Annotated in this window: 15 protein-coding genes; 12 read left to right on the forward strand and 3 right to left on the reverse strand. The window is 66.0% G+C overall.

The window, feature by feature from the left end; all coding sequences use genetic code 11:
- The first annotated feature begins 21 nt into the window (after nucleotides 1-21).
- The 3 genes from ACFU95_RS22435 to ACFU95_RS22445 all read left to right on the forward strand — a co-directional run bounded on the left by ACFU95_RS22435 (nucleotide 22) and on the right by ACFU95_RS22445 (nucleotide 3128).
- Nucleotides 22-1104: an inositol-3-phosphate synthase gene (locus ACFU95_RS22435; protein ID WP_383830320.1), complete on the forward strand. Its 1083-nt coding sequence runs from the start codon at nucleotides 22-24 to the stop codon at nucleotides 1102-1104.
- 96 nt (nucleotides 1105-1200) lie between these two features.
- Nucleotides 1201-2478 carry an MFS transporter gene (locus ACFU95_RS22440; RefSeq protein ID WP_383830324.1) on the forward strand — a complete coding sequence of 426 codons (1278 nt, stop codon included), beginning with the start codon at nucleotides 1201-1203 and terminating at the stop codon, nucleotides 2476-2478.
- Between the two features lie 110 nt (nucleotides 2479-2588).
- Nucleotides 2589-3128, forward strand: coding sequence for a hypothetical protein (locus tag ACFU95_RS22445; RefSeq protein ID WP_383830327.1), 540 nt, complete (start codon nucleotides 2589-2591; stop codon nucleotides 3126-3128).
- A gap of 122 nt (nucleotides 3129-3250) precedes the next feature.
- On the opposite strand, the gene ACFU95_RS22450 is transcribed toward ACFU95_RS22445, so the two are convergent.
- Entirely contained in the window at nucleotides 3251-4723 is a 1473-nt protein-coding gene (locus tag ACFU95_RS22450) for a CCA tRNA nucleotidyltransferase (protein WP_383830330.1), read from the reverse strand.
- Between the two features lie 271 nt (nucleotides 4724-4994).
- Between ACFU95_RS22450 and ACFU95_RS22455 the strand changes: the two genes are divergently transcribed.
- From ACFU95_RS22455 to ACFU95_RS22475, 5 genes are all read left to right on the forward strand, one after another.
- Complete coding sequence (locus ACFU95_RS22455) at nucleotides 4995-7415, forward strand: DUF6049 family protein (protein WP_383830333.1); 2421 nt, start codon at nucleotides 4995-4997, stop codon at nucleotides 7413-7415.
- 45 nt (nucleotides 7416-7460) lie between these two features.
- Nucleotides 7461-9719, forward strand: coding sequence for a murein biosynthesis integral membrane protein MurJ (murJ, locus tag ACFU95_RS22460; protein ID WP_383830336.1), 2259 nt, complete (start codon nucleotides 7461-7463; stop codon nucleotides 9717-9719).
- A gap of 77 nt (nucleotides 9720-9796) precedes the next feature.
- Nucleotides 9797-10372: an IS607 family transposase gene (locus ACFU95_RS22465; RefSeq protein WP_383830339.1), complete on the forward strand. Its 576-nt coding sequence runs from the start codon at nucleotides 9797-9799 to the stop codon at nucleotides 10370-10372.
- Entirely contained in the window at nucleotides 10365-11993 is a 1629-nt protein-coding gene (locus ACFU95_RS22470; protein ID WP_383830342.1) for an IS200/IS605 family accessory protein TnpB-related protein, read from the forward strand. The genes ACFU95_RS22465 and ACFU95_RS22470 overlap by 8 nt, the downstream gene beginning before the upstream one ends.
- 133 nt (nucleotides 11994-12126) lie before the next feature.
- Nucleotides 12127-13845 (forward strand): protein kinase family protein, encoded by a 1719-nt coding sequence (locus ACFU95_RS22475; RefSeq protein ID WP_383830345.1) that lies wholly within the window; start codon nucleotides 12127-12129, stop codon nucleotides 13843-13845.
- 931 nt (nucleotides 13846-14776) lie between these two features.
- Here ACFU95_RS22475 and ACFU95_RS22480 read toward each other — a convergent pair.
- Complete coding sequence (locus tag ACFU95_RS22480; protein ID WP_383830348.1) at nucleotides 14777-15481, reverse strand: hypothetical protein; 705 nt, start codon at nucleotides 15479-15481, stop codon at nucleotides 14777-14779.
- A gap of 952 nt (nucleotides 15482-16433) precedes the next feature.
- Here ACFU95_RS22480 and sigM point away from each other — a divergent pair.
- The 4 genes from sigM (at nucleotide 16434) to trxA (ending at nucleotide 19603) form a co-directional block, all read left to right on the forward strand.
- Nucleotides 16434-17159: an RNA polymerase sigma factor SigM gene (sigM, locus tag ACFU95_RS22485; RefSeq protein ID WP_383830469.1), complete on the forward strand. Its 726-nt coding sequence runs from the start codon at nucleotides 16434-16436 to the stop codon at nucleotides 17157-17159.
- The gene (locus ACFU95_RS22490) at nucleotides 17156-18079 is read left to right on the forward strand and encodes a hypothetical protein (protein WP_383830351.1); all 924 of its coding nucleotides are present in this window, start codon (nucleotides 17156-17158) and stop codon (nucleotides 18077-18079) included. The genes sigM and ACFU95_RS22490 overlap by 4 nt, the downstream gene beginning before the upstream one ends.
- A gap of 169 nt (nucleotides 18080-18248) precedes the next feature.
- Entirely contained in the window at nucleotides 18249-19217 is a 969-nt protein-coding gene (trxB, locus tag ACFU95_RS22495) for a thioredoxin-disulfide reductase (RefSeq protein WP_383830354.1), read from the forward strand.
- 53 nt (nucleotides 19218-19270) lie between these two features.
- On the forward strand, nucleotides 19271-19603 hold the full coding sequence (gene trxA / locus ACFU95_RS22500; RefSeq protein WP_234761486.1) for a thioredoxin: 333 nt from the start codon (nucleotides 19271-19273) through the stop codon (nucleotides 19601-19603).
- A gap of 83 nt (nucleotides 19604-19686) precedes the next feature.
- Here the strand turns inward: trxA and ACFU95_RS22505 are convergent, their stop codons facing one another.
- Entirely contained in the window at nucleotides 19687-20304 is a 618-nt protein-coding gene (locus tag ACFU95_RS22505) for a GNAT family N-acetyltransferase (RefSeq protein ID WP_383830358.1), read from the reverse strand.
- Nucleotides 20305-20552 lie beyond the last annotated feature (248 nt).

Here is a 20552-nt window from a genome sequence, read left to right on the forward strand (position 1 = left end):
TACACACAGGGAGCAACCGGAATGGGTTCGGTTCGCGTAGCCGTCGTCGGCGTCGGCAACTGCGCCGCGTCGCTGGTTCAGGGAGTCGAGTACTACAAGGACGCCGACCCGGCGTCCAAGGTCCCCGGCCTGATGCATGTGCAGTTCGGCGAGTACCACGTCCGTGACGTCGAGTTCGTCGCCGCCTTCGATGTCGACGCGAAGAAGGTCGGCCTCGACCTCGCGGACGCCATCGGCGCCAGCGAGAACAACACCATCAAGATCTGCGACGTGCCGAGCACGGGCGTGACCGTCCAGCGCGGCCACACCCTCGACGGCCTCGGCAAGTACTACCGCGAGACCATCGAGGAGTCGGCCGAGGCCCCGGTCGACGTCGTCCAGATCCTCAAGGACAAGCAGGTCGACGTCCTCGTCTGCTACCTGCCCGTGGGTTCCGAGGACGCGGCGAAGTTCTACGCCCAGTGCGCCATCGACGCCAAGGTCGCCTTCGTCAACGCTCTGCCGGTCTTCATCGCCGGTACGAAGGAGTGGGCGGACAAGTTCACCGAGGCGGGCGTCCCGATCGTCGGCGACGACATCAAGTCCCAGGTCGGTGCCACCATCACGCACCGCGTCATGGCGAAGCTGTTCGAGGACCGCGGCGTCGTCCTGGACCGCACGATGCAGCTGAACGTCGGCGGCAACATGGACTTCAAGAACATGCTGGAGCGCGACCGCCTGGAGTCGAAGAAGATCTCCAAGACGCAGGCCGTCACCTCGCAGATCCCCGACCGTGAGCTCGGCGAGAAGAACGTCCACATCGGCCCGTCCGACTACGTCGCCTGGCTCGACGACCGCAAGTGGGCCTACGTCCGTCTCGAGGGCCGCGCCTTCGGTGACGTCCCGCTGAACCTGGAGTACAAGCTCGAGGTCTGGGACTCCCCGAACTCCGCCGGCGTCATCATTGACGCGCTGCGCGCCGCGAAGATCGCCAAGGACCGCGGCATCGGCGGCCCGATCCTCTCGGCCTCCAGCTACTTCATGAAGTCCCCGCCGGTCCAGTACTTCGACGACGAGGCCCGCACGAACGTCGAGAAGTTCATCAAGGGCGAGGTCGAGCGCTAAGCAGACGGCGCCGCACTAGAACGCTCCTGCCAGAGCTGCCGAGGGTCCCCGGGTTGTACCGCCCGGGGACCCTCCCCATATGTGAGGCTGTGCCCCATGTCCGTCGTACGCGACCTGCGGGTCCTGCTGCGCTTCCGGGACTTCCGGCGCCTGCTCGTCGTACGCCTGCTCTCGCAGGGCGCGGACGGCGTCTACCAGACCGCGCTCGCCACGTACGTCGTCTTCTCCCCGGAGAAACAGACCTCGGCCGCCGCGATCGCCTCCGCCATGGCGGTACTGCTCCTGCCGTACTCCCTGGTGGGCCCCTTCTCCGGTGTCCTCCTGGACCGCTGGCGCCGCCGCCAGGTGCTGCTGTACGGCAGCCTGCTGCGCACCGTACTGGCCTCGGCGACGGCCGCCCTGATCATCACCGAAGTCCCGGACTGGCTCTTCTACGTCTCCGCCCTGTGTGTCACCGCCGTCAACCGCTTCGTCCTGTCCGGCCTGTCCGCGGCGCTGCCGCGCGTCGTCGACGAAGAGCGGCTCGTGATCGCCAACTCCCTTTCGCCGACCGCCGGAACACTCGCGGCGGCCGCGGGTGCCGGCCTGGCCTTCCTCGTGCGGCTGGTGGCATGGGACTCCGATGCGGCCGTGGTCCTTCTGGGAGCCGCGCTGTATCTGTGTGCGGGGCTGGCGTCGCTGCGCATGGCACCGGAACTGCTCGGTCCCGATCGCGAGTTGGCGCAGCCTGGGCTCGCGGCCGCCGTGTCCGGCACAGCGCGCGACCTGGCGGCGGGCGTACGCCACCTCGGCACCCCGCCGCGTCGGGAGGCCGCCTGGGCCCTGTTCACGATGACCCTGATGCGCTTCTGCTACGGCGCTCTGCTGGTCATGCTGCTGATGCTCTGCCGGTACGCCTTCTCCTCGAACGCCGATGACGGACTCGCCTTGCTGGGGCTGGCGTTGGCTATCTCGGCCGCCGGCTTCTTCGCTGCGGCGGTGGCGACCCCTTGGGCTGCGGGACGGCTGGGCTCCGGCCTCTGGATCGCCGTGTGTGCGGGGGCCGCCGCGCTCCTGGTGCCCGCACTCGGCCTCCCATTCGCCACAACTCCCATGCTGGTGGCGGCATTCGTGCTGGGCCTGACGACGCAGGGGGCGAAGATCGCGACGGACACGATCGTGCAGGCCTCGGTCGAGGACGGCTTCCGTGGCCGGATCTTCTCCGTTTACGACGTGCTGTTCAACGTAGCCTTCGTCGGCGCCGCGGGTGTAGCCGCCCTGATGCTGCCGCCGGACGGCCGCTCTGCGCCGCTCGTGGTCACAGTCGCCGTTATCTACGCGGCAGTTGCTGGGGCTATGGCCCGCTTTGAACGCCAGTCTGTGTCACATCAATGACACAGAGCCACTCCCGGCGACTTGAGTGTCAGTGGGGACCGGTAACTTACGTGCGTCTTATCTCGGCGCTCGGTTCGCGCCACGCACCCACGTTCTAGGGGGACCCCCAAGTGACCACTCCGCCGCCCCAGGGCAACCCGTTCGCCCAGGGCCAGAACCCGTACGGCCAGCCCCAGGCCCAGGCACCGTACCCGCCCCAGGCACCGTACCCGGCCCAGGGCGGCTACCCGCAGCAGCCGGGCCAGCCCGGGTTCCCCCAGCAGGGTGCGGCACCGTACGCGCCGGTTCCGCCGCAGCAGCCGCGTCGCAGGGTCAGCTTCAAGACGATCAAGAACGTCGGCGCCGTCGTGATCGTCGCCACCATGATGATCGTCGGCTACATAATGAGCCAGGACGACGCCAAGAACGCCGCCGTGGGCGACTGCCTGAAGGCCCCGTCGTCGTCCGTGTCGGACGACGCCCTGGAGGTCGTGGACTGCACCTCCTCCGACGCCGAGGTGAAGGTACTCAAGAAGGTCAAGGGTCACTACACGCAGCTCACGGCCGAGACCGAGTGCGGCAAGGTCGACGGGGCCACCAGCTTCTACACCGAGACGATGAAGACGGGCACCAGCGACGACGAGTTCCTGCTGTGCCTCAAGGACGTCTGATCTGACTCCGGCCGCTTCTGCAGGCCGCCATCGCACGCGTCGTCGTTTCACGTGAAACATCGAAGAGCGGGCGCCATGTTTCACGTGAAACATGGCGCCCGCTCTTTACGTATCGGCTCGATTCAGGCCTCTGACTCCTGCGCCCACCATTCCTTGAGCGCCGCCGCCGCCTCGTCGTGTGCCATCGGCCCGTTCTCCAGCCGCAGCTCCAGCATGTGCTTGTACGCACGACCGATGACCGGCCCGGCCCCCACACCGAGGATCTCCATGATCTGGTTGCCGTCGAGGTCGGGGCGGATGGCGTCCAGTTCCTCCTGCTCCTGGAGCTGAGCGATCCGCTCCTCCAGGCCGTCGTAGGCGCGGGACAACGCGGCCGCCTTGCGCTTGTTGCGCGTGGTGCAGTCCGAGCGCGTCAGCTTGTGGAGTCGGTCCAGGAGCGGGCCTGAGTCACGGACATAGCGGCGAACTGCGGAGTCCGTCCACTCTCCCGTGCCGTAGCCGTGGAAACGCAGGTGAAGTTCGACCAGCCGTGAGACGTCCTTCACCAGCTCGTTGGAGTACTTCAGCGCAGTCATGCGCTTCTTGGTCATCTTGGCACCGACCACCTCGTGGTGGTGGAAAGAGACCCGGCCGTCCTGCTCGAAGCGGCGTGTGCGGGGCTTGCCGATGTCGTGCAGCAGCGCGGCCAGCCGGAGGGTCAGATCGGGGCCCTCCTCCTCCAACTCCATCGCCTGTTCCAGAACGATCAGAGTGTGCTCGTACACGTCCTTGTGGCGGTGGTGCTCGTCGCTCTCCAGGCGAAGAGCCGGGAGCTCGGGCAGCACGTGGTCGGCGAGCCCGGTGTCGACCAGCAGGGTCAGACCCTTACGGGGGTGGGCCGAGAGGATCAGCTTGTTCAGCTCGTCCCGCACCCGCTCCGCCGAGACGATCTCGATGCGGCCGGACATGTCCTTCATGGCAGCGACAACCTCGGTAGCCACCTCGAAGTCGAGCTGTGCCGCGAAGCGCGCCGCCCGCATCATGCGCAGCGGGTCGTCCGAGAAGGACTCCTCGGGAGTGCCCGGCGTACGCAACACACCCTCCGCCAGGTCCTCCAGCCCGCCGTGCGGGTCGATGAACTCCTTCTCCGGAAGCGCGACGGCCATCGCGTTCACGGTGAAGTCACGCCGGACGAGGTCCTCCTCGATCGAGTCGCCGTACGACACCTCGGGCTTGCGTGAGGTCCGGTCGTACGCCTCCGACCTGTAGGTGGTCACCTCGATCTGAAAGCATCGGTCAACGTCTCCGACGCGGGCTTCCTTCTGCACCCCGACCGTGCCGAAAGCGATACCGACTTCCCACACGGCGTCCGCCCACGGGCGCACGATCTTCAACACGTCCTCGGGACGGGCGTCGGTCGTGAAGTCCAGGTCATTACCGAGCCGGCCGAGAAGCGCGTCCCGGACCGACCCGCCGACCAGGGCGAGTGAGAACCCGGCCTCCTGGAAACGGCGGGCGAGGTCGTCGGCGACAGGGGCAACCCGCAGCAGTTCACTCACCGCACGGTGCTGCGCCTGGCTCAGGGCGCTGGGCTTGTCTTCGTTGGCGTTCGGCACAACAGAAGAGGGTACGTGGCCTGGGCGACCGGGAGCGCCTCCATTAAAGGTGCACATCCGAGGGCGGAGACAGCTCCGTCGATACGCCCACAATGCCTGCTCTTACGACGTACGAAAACGCTCCCCTTTATAGGGGCACATACGGGACAGGCTGAGCGGTCCGAGCCGATCTTGTGGAGGAGACCGCGGCACTTCCCCTCAGCGCGCATCGTTACCATGCGTGGACGCACATTCCGACGACCACTGACGACGACGAGGGACGGGCGAGCGCGTGGCCGAGGCGGCAGACTTCCAGGGGATGAGTCCCTCACCTGCCCGCCGGTGGATGCGGCGCACCGGAGCGCTGCTCGCCGGTGCGCCTCTGCTGGCAGGCCTGCTCCAGCTGCCTGCCGCCGCCACGACGCACGCCGCCATGCAGGACTCTGTGCAGGACTCCGTGCAGGCCGCTTCCGGCCCGGGCACGGTGGCCGTCGCTGTGGACTCGCTCACGCCCACCGTCCCCGGTGAGGGCGACACCCTGACCGTGTCCGGCACGGTGACCAACAAGGGCAAGCAAGCGGTCACGGACGCGCAGGTGGACCTGCGCCTGGGGGCGCCCCTGAACACCCGCTCGGCCATCGACACGGTCGCCGCGCGCACCGGCTACCAGCAGGGCCTCGACGGAGCCCCGGTAGGCGGGAAGTACGTCAAGGAGTTCTCCAAGCTCACTCCAGGTGTCTCCCAGCCCTTCAGCATCTCCGTGCCGGTCGACAAGCTGGACCTGGGAGAGGACGGGGTCTACGAGTTCGCCGTCTCGCTGTCCGGTGAGACGGCGGCGCAGCAGTGGGACCAGGTGCTCGGCATCCAGCGGACCTTCCTGCCGTGGCAGCCCGACGAGGCCGGCACGAAGACCCGGACGACCGTTCTGTGGCCGCTCATCTCCTCCTCGCACATGACCGCGCAGACGGGGTCGGACGAATCACAGACTCCGGTCTTCCGTGATGACGACCTCGCCAAGGAGATCTCCCCGGGCGGCCGACTGCAGCAGCTCGTGTCGCTGGGCAAGGAACTCGACGTCACCTGGGTGATCGACCCCGACCTGCTGGCCTCCGTGGATGCCATGACAGAGAGCTATCGCGTCCAGGGCGAGGGCGACACGACCAGGCCGGGCGGCTATCGGGCGGTCGCCGCGCAGTGGCTGGCCGAGCTACAGGACGCGGTGCAGGACAAGGAAGTCGTCGCCCTGCCCTTCGCCGACCCCGACCTGGCCTCCCTGGCGCACAACGGCACCAACGCCACCGGTTCCCTGAACCACCTCAAGGAGGCCACCGACGTCGCCGCCGACACGGTCGACTCGATCCTCCACGTGGAGCCGACCACCGACTTCGCCTGGCCGGTGAACGGCGCCGTCGACCCGTCCATTGTCAAGGTCGCCACGTCCGCCGGCGCGGACAAGGTGATCGCCCGCAACGACAGCCTGGTGGAGACCGGCGGCCTGCCCTACACGCCCTCGGCGGCCCGTCCCATCGGCGGCGGTACGACGGCGGTCGTCGCAGACGCACGGATGTCGACGGCATTCCAGGGCAACCTGACGAAGGCGTCGAGTTCGACGCTCGCCGTGCAGAGGTTCCTGGCCCAGAGCCTGACTCTCAACCTCCAGACGAACAAGCAGCGCAGCATCGTCGTCGCCCCGCAGCGGATGCCCACGACGAGTCAGGCCCAGACGATGGCCGAGGCGGTCTCGGCGCTCCAGGACGGCACGTGGTCCCAGTCCCAGGAACTCACGGCCGCTGCCACGGCCAAGCCGGACTCCGCCGCCACCACGAAGGTGCCGGCGGCCTCCCAGTACCCCTCCTCACTGCGCAAGCAGCAGCTGCCGCGAGCGGCCTTCGAACAGGTCGCCACCACGCAGGACAAGCTCGACAAGTTCAAGGTGATCCTCACCAAGCAGTCCCGGGTGGTCACCCCCTTCGGACGGGCCATGAACCGCGAGATGTCCACGTCATGGCGCGGCCGCTCCGCTGAGGCCGCGGACTATCGCAACGGCATTGAGGCCTACGTCGACTCGTTGGCCGGACAGATCACACTGATCGAGAAGTCGGAGACCAAGCTCTCCGGGCGCAGTGCCACGATCCCTGTGACCGTGCAGAACAATCTCGTCCAGGGTGTCGACCACCTGGTGCTGCGGCTGACCTCACAGAGCCCGAGGCGCCTCGAGATCGGCGGCGACTCCTACTACGAACAGCGTGTCGCGGTCTCCGGCGGCCACAGCCAGACCGTGAAGTTCACCACGTCGGCGCAGGCCAACGGCCAGGCCAGGGTCGTTGCCCAGCTGTTCACCGAGGACGGCCAGCCCTACGGCTCACCCGTCACCTTCGACGTGAAGGTCACCGAGTTCACGGCCACCGTGATGCTCGTCATCGGCGGCGGTTTCCTCCTGCTCGTCCTCGCCGGGTTCCGCATGTACACGCAGCGCAAGCGCGCGGCGGCCCGCAGGGCCGAGGAGGACGCCTCCCAGGAGCCGAGCGAGACCGACGGCGACCCGGAGAACCCGGAAGGCCCCGAGGACCGTCTCACGCCCGAGGAACTCCGCGAGGAAGAGTCGGACACCGGTCCCCGGGCAGACGCCCCGGAGCAGCCGAGTGACCCGACACCGGACACCGCAGCGGAAAGCGCCGACCCGTCCGGCACGGGTGAGAGAGTGGACCGTTGAGCGATGTCGTGGCCGGTGGGCCCGGGACGATGAGGTGGGGTAACCATGAACGCGCCGTACGACGGTGACCGCGGCCAGCCCGCGGGCCCCTCGGGGCACCCCGAGGGCCCGCCGCCCGAGCACGGCCAGGTACCGCCGCAGCACCCCGCGGACATGTACCTCCAGGACGCCTACGACCAGGACCCCTACCGGGCGCAGGACCTCTCCGCCCAGGACCCGGTCGCCGAGGCGCTGTACGACCGTGCCGCCCACCCGCCGCCCCCACCGGGCACGTACCAGTCGCCCGAGTCGCTGTACGCCCAGCCACCCCAGTCGCCGTACGCCCCCGACCCGCACGTGTGGGCACAGACCCCGGCGCCCGAACCGGAGGGCCCGACCCAGTACCTGCCTTACGGCGACGACCCCCGTACGACCCAGTACGTGGGCGTCGACGACCTCGTCTCGCACTCCACCGAGGAGCGCCCCGAGCACGACGCCTTCGCGCACCTCTTCCGGGACCAGCAGCAGGGCGGTGTTCCGCCGTACCAGCCGCCGACGGTTCCGGGGCCTTCTCCGGCGCCGGCGGCGACAGCGGGGCCGTATCCGGGACCTACGCCGCCTGCCGCCGCCGAGCCCTCGGCGCCCGTCCAGGCGTCTGCTCCAGCGCCCGCGTCCGCGTCAGCGCCGAAGAAGGGCGGGCGCGCCGCGGGCCTGATGAAGTCGAGCGCCGTGATGGCGGCCGGCACGATGGTGTCCCGGCTCACCGGGTTCGTCCGCTCGATGATGATCGTCTCGGCACTGGGCCTCGGCCTGCTGGGCGACTCGTTCCAGGTCGCCTACCAGCTGCCGACGATGATCTACATCCTGACCGTCGGCGGCGGCCTCAACTCCGTCTTCGTGCCGCAGCTGGTGCGCGCCATGAAGGACGACGAGGACGGCGGCGAGGCGTACGCGAACCGTCTGCTGACCCTGGTGATGGTGGCGCTCGCCGCCCTCACCGCACTCGCGATGTTCGGCGCGCCGCTCCTGGTCAGGGCCCTGTCCACGCCCGTCGCCAACGACCCCGCCGCGAACGAGGTGGCCGTCACCTTCACCCGCTACTTCCTGCCCTCGATCTTCTTCATGGGCGTCCACGTGGTGATGGGGCAGATCCTCAACGCCCGCGGCAAGTTCGGCGCGATGATGTGGACGCCCGTCCTGAACAACATCGTCATCATCGTGACGCTCGGGATGTTCCTCTGGGTGTACGGCACCGCGGAGCGCTCCGGCATGGCCGTCACGAACATCCCCCCGGAGGGCCAGCGGCTCCTCGGCATCGGTGTCCTGCTCGGTCTGGTCGTCCAGGCCCTGGCGATGATCCCGTACCTGCGTGAGACGGGCTTCCGGCTGCGGCTGCGCTTCGACTGGAAGGGTCACGGTCTCGGCAAGGCGGCGATGCTCGCCAAGTGGACGATCCTTTTCGTCCTGGCCAACCAGGCGGGCGCCCTCGTGGTCACCCAGCTGTCGACCGCCGCCGGAGTCGACTCCGACGTCGACGGAACCGGCTTCGCCGCCTACGCCAACGCCCAGCTGATCTGGGGTCTGCCGCAGGCCATCATCACCGTCTCCCTGATGGCCGCCCTGCTGCCGCGTCTCTCGCGCTCGGCGGCGGAGGGCGACAGCGGTGCCGTACGGGACGACATCTCCCAGGGCCTGCGCACCACGGCGGTGGCGATCGTCCCCATCGCCTTCGGGTTCCTGGGCCTGGGCATCCCGATGTGCACGCTGATGTTCGGCTCCTCGGGCACCAGCGAGGCCACCAACATGGGCTACATGCTGATGGCCTTCGGCCTCGGCCTCATTCCGTACTCCGTGCAGTACGTGGTCCTGCGTGCCTTCTACGCCTATGAGGACACCCGGACCCCGTTCTACAACACGGTGATCGTGGCGGCCGTCAACGCCGTCGCCTCGGCCGCCTGCTACTTCGTCATCCCGGCCCGCTGGGCCGTCGTCGGCATGGCCGCCTCATACGGTCTCGCCTACGCGATCGGCGTCGGCGTCGCCTGGAGCCGGCTGCGCAAGAAGCTCGGCGGCGACCTCGACGGCGCCCGCGTGATGCGGACGTACGCACGACTCTGCATCGCCTCGGTACCGGCGGCCCTGCTGAGCGGTGCGGCCTGCTACGGCATCGCCCAGACCCTGGGACAGGGCGTTCTCGGCTCCTTGGCCGCACTGCTGGCCGGTGGAGCCGTGCTGCTCGGGGTCTTCTTCGTCGCCGCCCGCCGGATGCGAATCGAGGAGCTGAACTCACTGGTCGGCATGGTCCGCGGACGCCTGGGTCGCTGAGGTGGGGGGCGCGACGAAGCCTCTCGGAGTGTGCATGAGTGTGCACAACCTGCTTCTAGTTGCGTTATGCTCCTCGCGTGAATCTGACTGAGTGGGCACGGTCGCAGGGGGTGAGCCCCCACACGGCGTATCGCTGGTTCAAGAACGGGACGCTTCCGGTTCCTGCTCAGCGTGTTGGGCCTCGCACGATCTTGGTGAACGTCGACGCTGCCACAACGCCGGAGGCAATCGGCGGTCTGGGCCTGTACGCCCGCGTTTCCTCGCACGAAGAAAAAGCAGATCTGGAACGTCAGATCGCCCGCTTGTCGGAGTGGGCGGCCAAGGCCGGTCACCGTGTGGTCCGCGTGGAAGCCGAGATCGCATCCGGCATGAACGGCACCCGTTCCAAGGCGAAGCGACTGCTGGCCGACCCCGCCGTGACCACGGTCGTGGTTGAGCGCAAAGACCGCCTCGGCCGCATGAACGTCGAACTCGTCGAAGCCGCTCTGTCCGCGCACGGGCGCCACCTCGTCGTCCTGGACGACGGCGAGGTCGAAGAGGACATGGTGCGCGATGTGGTGGAAGTACTGACCTCCTTCTGCGCCCGCCTGTACGGCCGGAGGTCGGCGAAGAACCGCGCCCACAAGGCCCTGGAAGCAGCCCGGCATGGCTGATCATCGCAAGCCACTCAGGCAGATCGCCCGGCCGTTCGTCGCCGACGGTCCCACAGGTGTCTCGATACGCGACCGCCTCAAAAAGCTGACAGTCGAGGATGAGAAGGTCCTGCAGGCCGTGGGACAACACATGGGACGTCTCGCCTCCCGCGACCTGGCCCGCCGGTGCCGTGACGGCCTGGAGCACTCCACCGAAACATGGGCCGCCCGTAAACGGGAGCTGACCGCCGAATCGTCGTCCCGCTGGGCCGGGTCGGTCACCTCCAACACGCACGACCAGTGGGGCCTGTCTCGCCGCGCCCAGCATCAGCACCTTGCATCGCTGGACGCTGGTATCCGCACAGTGCGGCACCGCCTGTCACTGCCAATCGGGGAGAAGGGCAGCCAGGGCAAGCCCGGCGGCTACCGATCCAGGAACGAGTGGTTTCACAAGACGCGCCGTCTGGCCATCCTGGAGCACGAATACGAGCGGGTCCGCGCCGAGCGCGAAGCCGGACGCGTATCGGTGGTTCGGGGCAGCAGACGGCTACTCAAGCAGCGTCACAACCTCACTACGGCGCAGAAGACCGAGACGCAGTGGCGAGAGGCGTGGGAGGCCGCGCGCTGGTTCCTGACCGCTGATGGCGAGTCCGGCAAGCGCTTCGGCAACGAGACGATCCGCGTCACACCCAACGGTGAGATCAGCATCAAGTTGCCCGCCCCGATCACCTACCTCGCCAATGCCCCGCACGGCCGCTACACCCTCGATGCCCGTGTGAACTTCGCCCACCGAGGTGCAGAGTGGCGCGACCGGATCGAGGCGAACCGGGCTGTGGCCTACCGCATCCACTTGGACGTAGGGCGCGGCCGCTGGTACCTGGACGCGTCCTGGACCCGCAAAGACCTGCCCGTCTTGCCACTAGAGGTACTGCGGGCCTCAGGCGTGATCGGCGTTGACACGAACGCGGATCACCTGGCCGCCTGGCTGCTGGACGAGTACGGCAACCCGACGGGCGCACCCCGTCGATTCGACTACGACCTGACCGGGACAGCCAGCCATCGCGACGCCCAGCTCCGCCACGCCCTCACTCGCCTCCTGCACTGGGCCAGCCAGACCGGCGTGCAGGCCATCGCGATCGAAGACCTCGACTTCACCAACTCCAGGACGCGGGAGAAGTATGGCCGACGCAAGTGGTTTAGGCAGCTCATCTCCGACATCCCCACCGGCAAACTCCGCGCACGTCTGCTGAGCATGTGCGCCGAAGCCAGTATCAACGTGATCGCCGTTGATCCCGCCTACACCAGCCGTTGGGGCGCCGAACACTGGCAACAGCCCCTCACCACAACCCGACGCCCCGCAAGCCGACACCAGGCGGCTTCGGTGGCGATCGCACGACGCTCCCTCGGGCACCGGATCAGGCGACGGACGGCACCGCCCCCGCACCACCAGAGCGATGGTGTGGGGCATCGGACCGTCCAGGCTTGGCCTGGTGACCGCAGGAGTGAGGAAAGCCGCCCCTGCGTACCCGGACCACGGACACGATCCGATGGCGCTGGACGCGGAGCGAACGCGGTCGACCAGAATGCCCAAGACCGTTCGGGGCATTCGGCAGAGCATGTCCAACTCATGCTCAGTCTTTAGGAACGGTACGCGCACAACCATCGTCCGCCATCGAGTGTCGTGCATAGCGGCGGACTGTGGGCACAATTGGTTCGACGTCGGACGGCGCGCACGAGTCTGACGGCGCGCAATGGATGGGGAGGCAGGAGCGACGGTGGCGGAACGGAGCACGGCTGCCGTCGACGTGGCAGACAACAGCGGCGACGAGCCGCTGACCGCTCAGGCGGACCAGTCCACGTCCGACGGGGTGGCCAAGTATTGGGAGCGGGACACGGACATCGATGAGGCACAGGGGAGTGGCGGGACTGAGGGTCCCGGAAAGGCTTCACCGCCTGAGCTGCACAGCGGTCACAAGCTCGCCAGACGCTACCGCCTCGAGGAGTGCGTCACCCGTCTGGACGGTTTCAGCAGTTGGCGTGCGGTCGACGAGAAGCTTCGTCGCGCCGTCGGCGTCCACGTCCTGCCAGCGGACCACGCACGGGCTCGGTCCGTCCTGGCCTCGGCCCGCTCTTCCGCACTGCTCGGTGACCCCCGCTTCGTCCAGGTCCTCGACGCCGTCGAAGAGAACGATCTCGTCTACGTCGTCCATGAGTGGCTTCCCGATGCCACCGAACTGAGCACGCTCCTCGCCTCAGGGCCGCTGGAGGTGTACGACGCCTACCAGATGGTCACCCAGGTATCCGCAGCCATGGCCGCCGCCCATCGCGAGGGCCTGGCCCATTTCCGCCTCAACCCGAACGCTGTGCTGCGCACGTCGACCGGCCAGTGGCGCATCCGCGGGCTCGCGGTGAACGCCGCATTGCGTGGGGTCAGCTCCGACACCCCGCAGCGCACCGACACGGAGGCCATCGGCGCCCTGCTGTACGCCGCGCTCACCCAGCGCTGGCCGTACGAGAGCGACGCCTACGGCTTGTCCGGGCTACCGAAGAACGTCGGTCTGATCGCCCCCGACCAGGTGCGTGCCGGCGTCCACCGAGGGCTGTCGGAGCTCGCCATGCGTGCGCTGGTCAACGACGGCGCGACGGCGTCCCGCCATGAGTCCGCGTGTACAACGCCGGAGGAACTGGTGAAGGCGATCGGTGAGATGCCCCGCATCCGCCCGCCGGAGCCCGCGTTCACGGCCCCGCCGGAATATCAGCGCACGACGTACCAGCAGGGCACTTACGGCCGCCAGGCACCGCGTCCGGGCGTCACTCAGCCGATAGCGGCTCCGCCTCCCCCACTGCAGGGCCGAACCGGCAAAGCGCTCAAGTGGGCCGTCTCGGCCCTCCTGATCGCCGCCCTGGGCCTGGGCAGCTGGCAACTGGCGGATACGCTCATGGGCCAAAGCGACAAGTCCGAGGACACCAACCAGACGCAGACAACGGATGGCGACGACGAGAAGGACGAAAAGGCCAAGCCGGTGTCCTCGCTCAATATCGAAGATGCCGCCGAGTACTACCCGGACGGCAAACCCCAGCACGCGAACGATGTGAGGCTCACTTACGACGGCGACAGTTCCACGTACTGGAGGACGTACTCCTACGACGACGGACCTGAGCTCGCACCGTATAAGCGGGGCGTGGGCATCGTCTACGACCTCGGCTCCACACACACGTTGTCGACGGCGTCGATGGGGCTGCTTTATGGCGGCGACCGCACCACAGCGACCTTGTATAGGGCCAACTCGCTATCTTCGTCGGCACCTCTCAGCTCCATGACAGAGATCGCCACAGCCACGACTTCCGGTCAGGATCTGAAGATCTCCACCGACAGGACGGTGAAAGCCCGGTACGTACTCGTGTGGATCACAGCAACGCCCTACTCGGGGCAAGACCAATACAGTGGCGCCGGCTACAAGCAAGCTATCACCGACGTGACGTTTAAGGGCTGAGGGTTCACCGTCACAGACCAAGAGAGATCGACAGCAGACGGCTCAATCCCCTCAAACAGAGCTTAGTCATACGTCCGCGATCGTGTGTGACGAGGGAGCGGCGGTGGCAAACGGGGCAATCCTGAAAGTTGCCTGTCAAAGGCGGACGGTAGGACTGCGGAGATACTTCAAGCCGCTCGAAGCGCGGAAACCTTTCTACGAAGGCCCCTCGCTGAGACTGGCCCAGGAGTCGCGTCCATAGTCGATCGGTCTCTTGAAGACACACATTGTGTAGCCGTCGGACGTCGCAGAAGTCGCTGATCCCGGTGTGATCCTGATCCAGGCCTCTTACGAGTGGCGAAGAGGTGCCGCCGGACATACACGACCTTCAGCACGTTGTTGAACGCCTCGCCGACGGGCGCTATCGACACAGGATCCGACCCGAACCATGGACTGGAAAACGCCCAGTTTGCGGCGGGCTTGACGGATCCTCCATGAACCCTGTTCGCTGCCGCGGTCCATATGGAAGGTGGTGCCGCGTATGTTCCCGCCGCGGCTGGCCGCGGCCATGTGCACGGCACCAACGACCAGTTGGGAATCACGACGTTTCCCCGTCGCACCTCTCCGTGACGATCCGTGCAGCCCTGCCAGAACCCCAAATGGAACTTCCGTTTCTTCTCTGTCATCACTTCCAACTTCCCCTGCAGTCACGGTCTGCACGCTACGAGGAAAGAGACAAGGTGATGAGCAGAAGTCCTGCGAGGATCGCCGTCGTCGAAATGAAAGCGATCCAAATCAGTCGGCGCTTTCGAATAGCGCGCCCCCTCATCTCACCTGCTCTCACTAGTGCTACAGGATTGACATTACCAGCTGGGCCTGAGGCATCAATTACCTTCCTCAGGGCAAATTCGAATGAATCACTACTGTCGTTCAACCTTAGTAACTCACTTTCTCAGCGGGACTTGGACAAGACTTGCCGCGCATTCTGGATCTCTACCTCCTGGAATGCGCGAAGTTCCTGTAGGAGATTGGAGTGTTTGCGAATCATCACATCCTGCTCACTTCTTTCTACTCCACTCCAAATTTCCATAAGTTTCGTTTCACGTTTGCAGGAAATGTCCATCACTGCAACACGCTTCTCCTCCTCGGTGGGCTCATCCGCTTCTTGGAACTTGGCATCCGAAATCGCCTTTAGCGGCGAATCATACTTATACCCCCTCTCCGCCATGCAGGCAGACCATCGCCTATTTGCTTTGACAAAAAGTGGATCCTTCAAAGAAATTGTGAAACTTTCAGAGTTAATTTGTTGAGCCACGGAAATCGCAGATTCAGGCCTCTGGGTAGTAGTTATTATCGACTCAGCTTTTCCACTGCAACCCCCAGCAGGAACTTCCATGCCATTCGCCTCGACACTCGCCCGCCGACTACTCCCAAAAAGCAGCGTTCTCTCTCTCGCTGCGATCTTCCCTGGGTCTTCACCTGCGCCCGAGCTCGCTTTCGGCATGTGATAGCCGTAGGTTCTCGCAGTTTTCATATCCGTTACTCCGTATCTTCTTGTTGCCTGAACGATAGGTTCTCCAGGCAGGGGAGCGGAGTAATCGCTTCCAAATTCTTCCATGCAGCGATCAATAAGGATCTTCTTTGCTTTGTCGATCAAATAATGATCCTCAGGGCTGATCCCGTAGTCATCGATGGGCAGTTGGAAGGGTTGAGACAAATCTTGCTTGGGATCTGCTTTTGCGCTCGATTCCGTGCGATTTTCATGATTCTGACCAGAATCTGAACTCGATCCGCTCGCACAACCAGTAGCTAGCGCTAGAAGGACCAGAATCGTGGTACTGCCCGGTGTAAATTTTCGAGAAGGCCGCAAAATGACACCTCCAATAACAGCTCCGGCGGACACCTTAGAGGAGCCCGCCGGAAAGCAAACTTGATTACTACTATCCCCAGTAGGTGCAGCCTTGGCTCACCACGGAACGGCGCCAATAGAGTGATGCATTTTCGTTGTACGTATTGACAAGCTTGGAGGCATAGGTGTACTCATCAGGAGTGGCTTGGAGCCTGTCACAGGGACCAGAGTATCCGCTACGGTAGTAAATGGTCACATTGTAATTCAAGCCCCAGTTTCTTGCTTGTGCTGACGCAGCATTGTTCTTTACCGAAAGCCCATTTCCTGCGCCCGAAGTCTTGAATGTATAGGGGCCCAAATCGTAGAAACCTTCCTCCTCCTTATTGTTCTCGAAAGTCGTTCGCGAACCACCATACTGGGAGTTATAGAAGAGTACTATGCAGGCGGCGTCACAGTTATTAACCGTATTGGTGCTGGTCCACACGGCCGCGTTTGCGTTTGAAGCAGTTGCCACAACGCCAAACGTAGCGACCGATATAACCGAGGTAAGTGCAGCAATGCAACGCCTCTTAAGCATCTAAGACCTTTCCATTTCTCTCAAGTAGTAGATAGATGTGCCGATTGATCCCCTGAATCTGGCACCAATGGCGATCATTGTGATCGATGTGAGATTCTGTCTATGGTTTGCGGGCTGGGAAGCTACGCAACCTTCCCGCATCGAGTTTGGGGGATATGTGTGAGTCATGGGCCAGTTGACAATATTCGGTCCTCACGTTCTGACGAAGCTCTCTTGGCCCTCCATGTCGAGGGCGACCCCGACGCCTTCGGTGAACTCGTGCGGCGTCACCGAGACCGGCTCTGGGCGGTGGCCCTGCGTACACTCGGCGACCGCGAGGAGGCCGCTGACGCCGTCCAGGACGCCCTCGTTTCCGCCTACCGGGCCGCCCATACCTTCAGGGGCCAGTCGGCCGTCACGACGTGGCTGCACCGGATCACCGTGAACGCCTGCCTGGACCGCGCCCGCAAGGCGGCGTCCCGGAAGACCTCCCCCGTCGACGACACCGAGCGCCTGGAGCAGTTGCTGGAGCCCCACGAGGAGGCATCGGCTCCGGCAGAGCGCAACGATCTGCACCGTCAGTTGCTGGAAGCACTCGGCACGCTTCCGCCCGACCAACGGGCGGCGCTCGTCCTGGTGGACATGCAGGGCTACCCGGTCGCGGAAGCCGCCCGGGTCCTCGATGTACCGACCGGCACGGTCAAGAGCCGATGCGCGCGCGGCAGAGCCAGACTCCTGCCTCTCCTCACCCATCTACGGCCTGACAGCGCCGGAGGGGGCAAGGACTCCAGCAAGAGGCGGAACCGGACGCCGGGGGCATCCGTCCCACCGGCAGCGGGTCCACATGCCACGAGGCCACCGGCCACGGATCCGCGAGATACCGGGCCGAGCGATTCAGCTGCTGTGAAGGGCGGAGGTGGGCGAGCGTGACTTCCACGACGGACACGGCCGGGCACCCGGACGTCGCCGAGATCTCCGACCTCACCGAGGGGCTGCTCCCCCCGTCCAGGACGGCAGACCTACGGCAGCATCTGGACCAGTGCGAGTTGTGCGCGGACGTCCACGCCTCGCTGGAGGAGATCCGGGAACTGCTCGGCACTCTGCCCGGCCCCGCGCGTATGCCCGCCGATGTCGCCGGACGCATCGACGCCGCCCTCGCCGCGGAGGCTCTACTGAACGCCACGGCGCCCGATGACACCGAAGCGGCACCCCCCCTCGGGGACGCCCACCCGGTCTCCGGCGCGGACGACAGCGCGCATGTTTCACGTGAAACATCGGCACCGGCAGGCCGCCCGGCAGGCCACGCCCGCTCATCAACCACCGGTCCCGGCCGCAAGAATCGCAAGAATCCCGGACGTCGCAAGGTGGCCATCCTCGGCGCCGCATTCACGGCGGCCGCCCTGGGGCTCGGCTCCGTGCTGCTGACCTCGCTGGTGGGTGGAGGGGCCGGCCCTTCGGCCGACGGAGGGCAGAGCGGCGCTGACACCTTCTCCGCAGCGAAGCTGGAGCATCAGGTCGCCGATCTCCTCGCCAAGAGCGACAGCTCTGCGGGTGACTCCCGCAAGCCGGAACGCAGTATGGGGATGGAAGGCGGATCCGACACCAGGAGCCCCAAGATCCTGCGCGAGATCACCGTGCCCGAATGTGTCAGGAAGGGCATCGGCCGCGACGACGCGGCGCTCGCCGCCAAGGAAGGCGTCTACCAAGGCAAGGACGCTCTGCTCGTCGTGTTGCCGGATGCCACCAATGCCAGCCGGGTCACCGTCTACGTCATGGATGCGACCTGTGTGAAGCACGCGTCATCCACCACGGCCGAGGTCCTCCTGAAGGACTCTTACACGCGTTCCTGAGAGCCCAGCTGTTCGTCTCCGTCCTGCCTGACAACCCCTCCGATGGGGCTTGACCGTGTGCCCGGACACAGTGGGAATGCGCGCCCCTTAGGATCCGTTGGGTGGGGTGAGAGTTCTGAAAGGGGCTCCCCCGGTCCGATGACGCAGTCCAGAGACGAGGAATCAAGCCGTGAGCGATGTCCGTAACGTGATCATCATCGGCTCCGGGCCCGCCGGCTACACGGCGGCGCTCTACACCGCGCGCGCGTCGCTGAAGCCGCTTGTGTTCGAGGGTGCCGTCACCGCCGGTGGTGCGCTCATGAACACGACCGAGGTGGAGAACTTCCCGGGCTTCCAGGACGGCATCATGGGCCCCGAGCTCATGGACAACATGCGCGGCCAGGCCGAGCGCTTCGGCGCCGAACTCGTTCCGGACGACGTCGTCAACGTCGACCTGAGCGGTGAGATCAAGACCGTCACGGACACCGCGGGCACGGTCCACCGGGCGAAGGCCGTCATCGTCACCACCGGCTCGCAGCACCGCAAGCTCGGCCTGCCGAACGAGGACGCCCTCTCCGGCCGTGGCGTCTCCTGGTGTGCCACGTGTGACGGCTTCTTCTTCAAGGACCAGGACATCGCTGTGATCGGCGGAGGCGACACCGCGATGGAGGAGGCGACCTTCCTCTCGCGCTTCGCCAAGTCCGTGACCATCGTCCACCGCCGCGACACCCTGCGTGCCTCGAAGGCGATGCAGGAGCGCGCCTTCGCCGACCCGAAGATCAAGTTCGTTTGGGACAGCGAGGTCGCCGAGGTCCAGGGCGAGCAGAAGCTCTCCGGTCTGAAGCTGCGCAACATCAAGACTGGCGAGCTCTCGGACCTGGCGGTCACCGGCCTGTTCATCGCGATCGGCCACGACCCGCGTACCGAGCTGTTCAAGGGCCAGCTGGAGCTGGACGAGGAGGGCTACCTCAAGGTCGACGCCCCGTCCACCCGCACCAACCTGACCGGTGTCTTCGGCGCCGGCGACGTGGTCGACCACACGTACCGCCAGGCGATCACCGCGGCCGGTACCGGCTGCTCCGCCGCTCTCGACGCCGAGCGCTTCCTCGCCGCCCTCGCGGACGAGGAGCAGGCCGAGCCCGAGAAGACCTCTGTCTGAACCCCCGCCTGAACCCCATCCGCCCCACGCATCAACCAGTTAAGGAGCCCGCCGTGGCCGGCACCCTGAAGAACGTGACCGACGACTCCTTCGAGCAGGACGTCCTCAAGAGCGACAAGCCCGTCCTGGTGGACTTCTGGGCCGCCTGGTGCGGACCGTGCCGCCAGATCGCGCCGTCCCTTGAGGCGATCGCCTCCGAGTACGGCGACAAGATCGAGATCGTCAAGCTGAACATCGACGAGAACCCGGGTACGGCCGCCAAGTACGGCGTCATGTCCATCCCGACGCTGAACGTCTACCAGAACGGCGAGGTCGCCAAGACCATCGTCGGCGCGAAGCCGAAGGCCGCGATCGTCCGCGACCTCGAGGACTTCATCGCCGAGTGACGTTTCACGTGAAACACGAATGGGCCAACCCCCTCGGGTTGGCCCATTCGCTTTGGAGGCGCCTGCTCTGGAGCGTCCTTGCTCTAGAGCGGCCTCAACGCCGGTTCCTTCTGCACAGCCCCCAGCAGTCGGTCGATCGCCATCTCCATGTCTTCCTTCCAGGACAGAGCCGTCCGCACTTCCAGCCGTAGACGCGGAAAGCTGGGGTGCGGACGCACGGTCTTGAAGCCAACCGCCAGGAGATGGTCGGCCGGCAAGACACACGCCGGTTCCTTCCAGCGCGCGTCTCCGAACGCCTCGATCGCCTTGAAGCCCCGGCGGAGCAAGTCCTTGGCGACTGTCTGGACCATCACTCGGCCCAGCCCCTGACCCTGGTAGCCCGGCATGATGAACGCGGTCATCAACTGCACCGCGTCCGGCGACACCGGGCTTGTGGGGAACGCTGTCGCACGGGGGACGTACGCCGGAGGCGCGTACAGCACAAAGCCCACTGGCGCGTCGTCGACGTAGACGACCCGCCCGCAGGAGCCCCAGTCCAACAGGACGGCGGAGATCCAGGATTCCTTCTCCAGGGCGGCGGTTCCGGCTGTTACCGCGGCTTCACCGCTGACCGGGTCCAACTCCCAGAAGACACACGCGCGGCAGCGCTTGGGAAGGTCCGGAAGGTTGTCCAGCGTGAGCGGTACGAGCCGACGCCCCATGAAGGCTGATCCTCGCTTCCTTCGCCCGCGGCATCACGAGCGGCTGTCAGGGCGCTCCGTTCCCTGAGCAGGCTGCCGACGAACCCGCCGACCGCGCCCAGCCCAAGGCCCGCGCTCACCAGTCCGGTCCGGCTCACCGTTCGCATGGACCCCGCCTCCCCTAAGAGGTCTTGCCACATGGATGCGCCATACCCAAACGCATCGTATCCACGAAGCGATTCCATCGATACCGCCAGAAAGCAAAGTGC

Origin of the sequence: Streptomyces sp. NPDC057623 (assembly GCF_042800355.1) — a bacterium.
Taxonomy (GTDB): Bacteria; Actinomycetota; Actinomycetes; order Streptomycetales; family Streptomycetaceae; genus Streptomyces.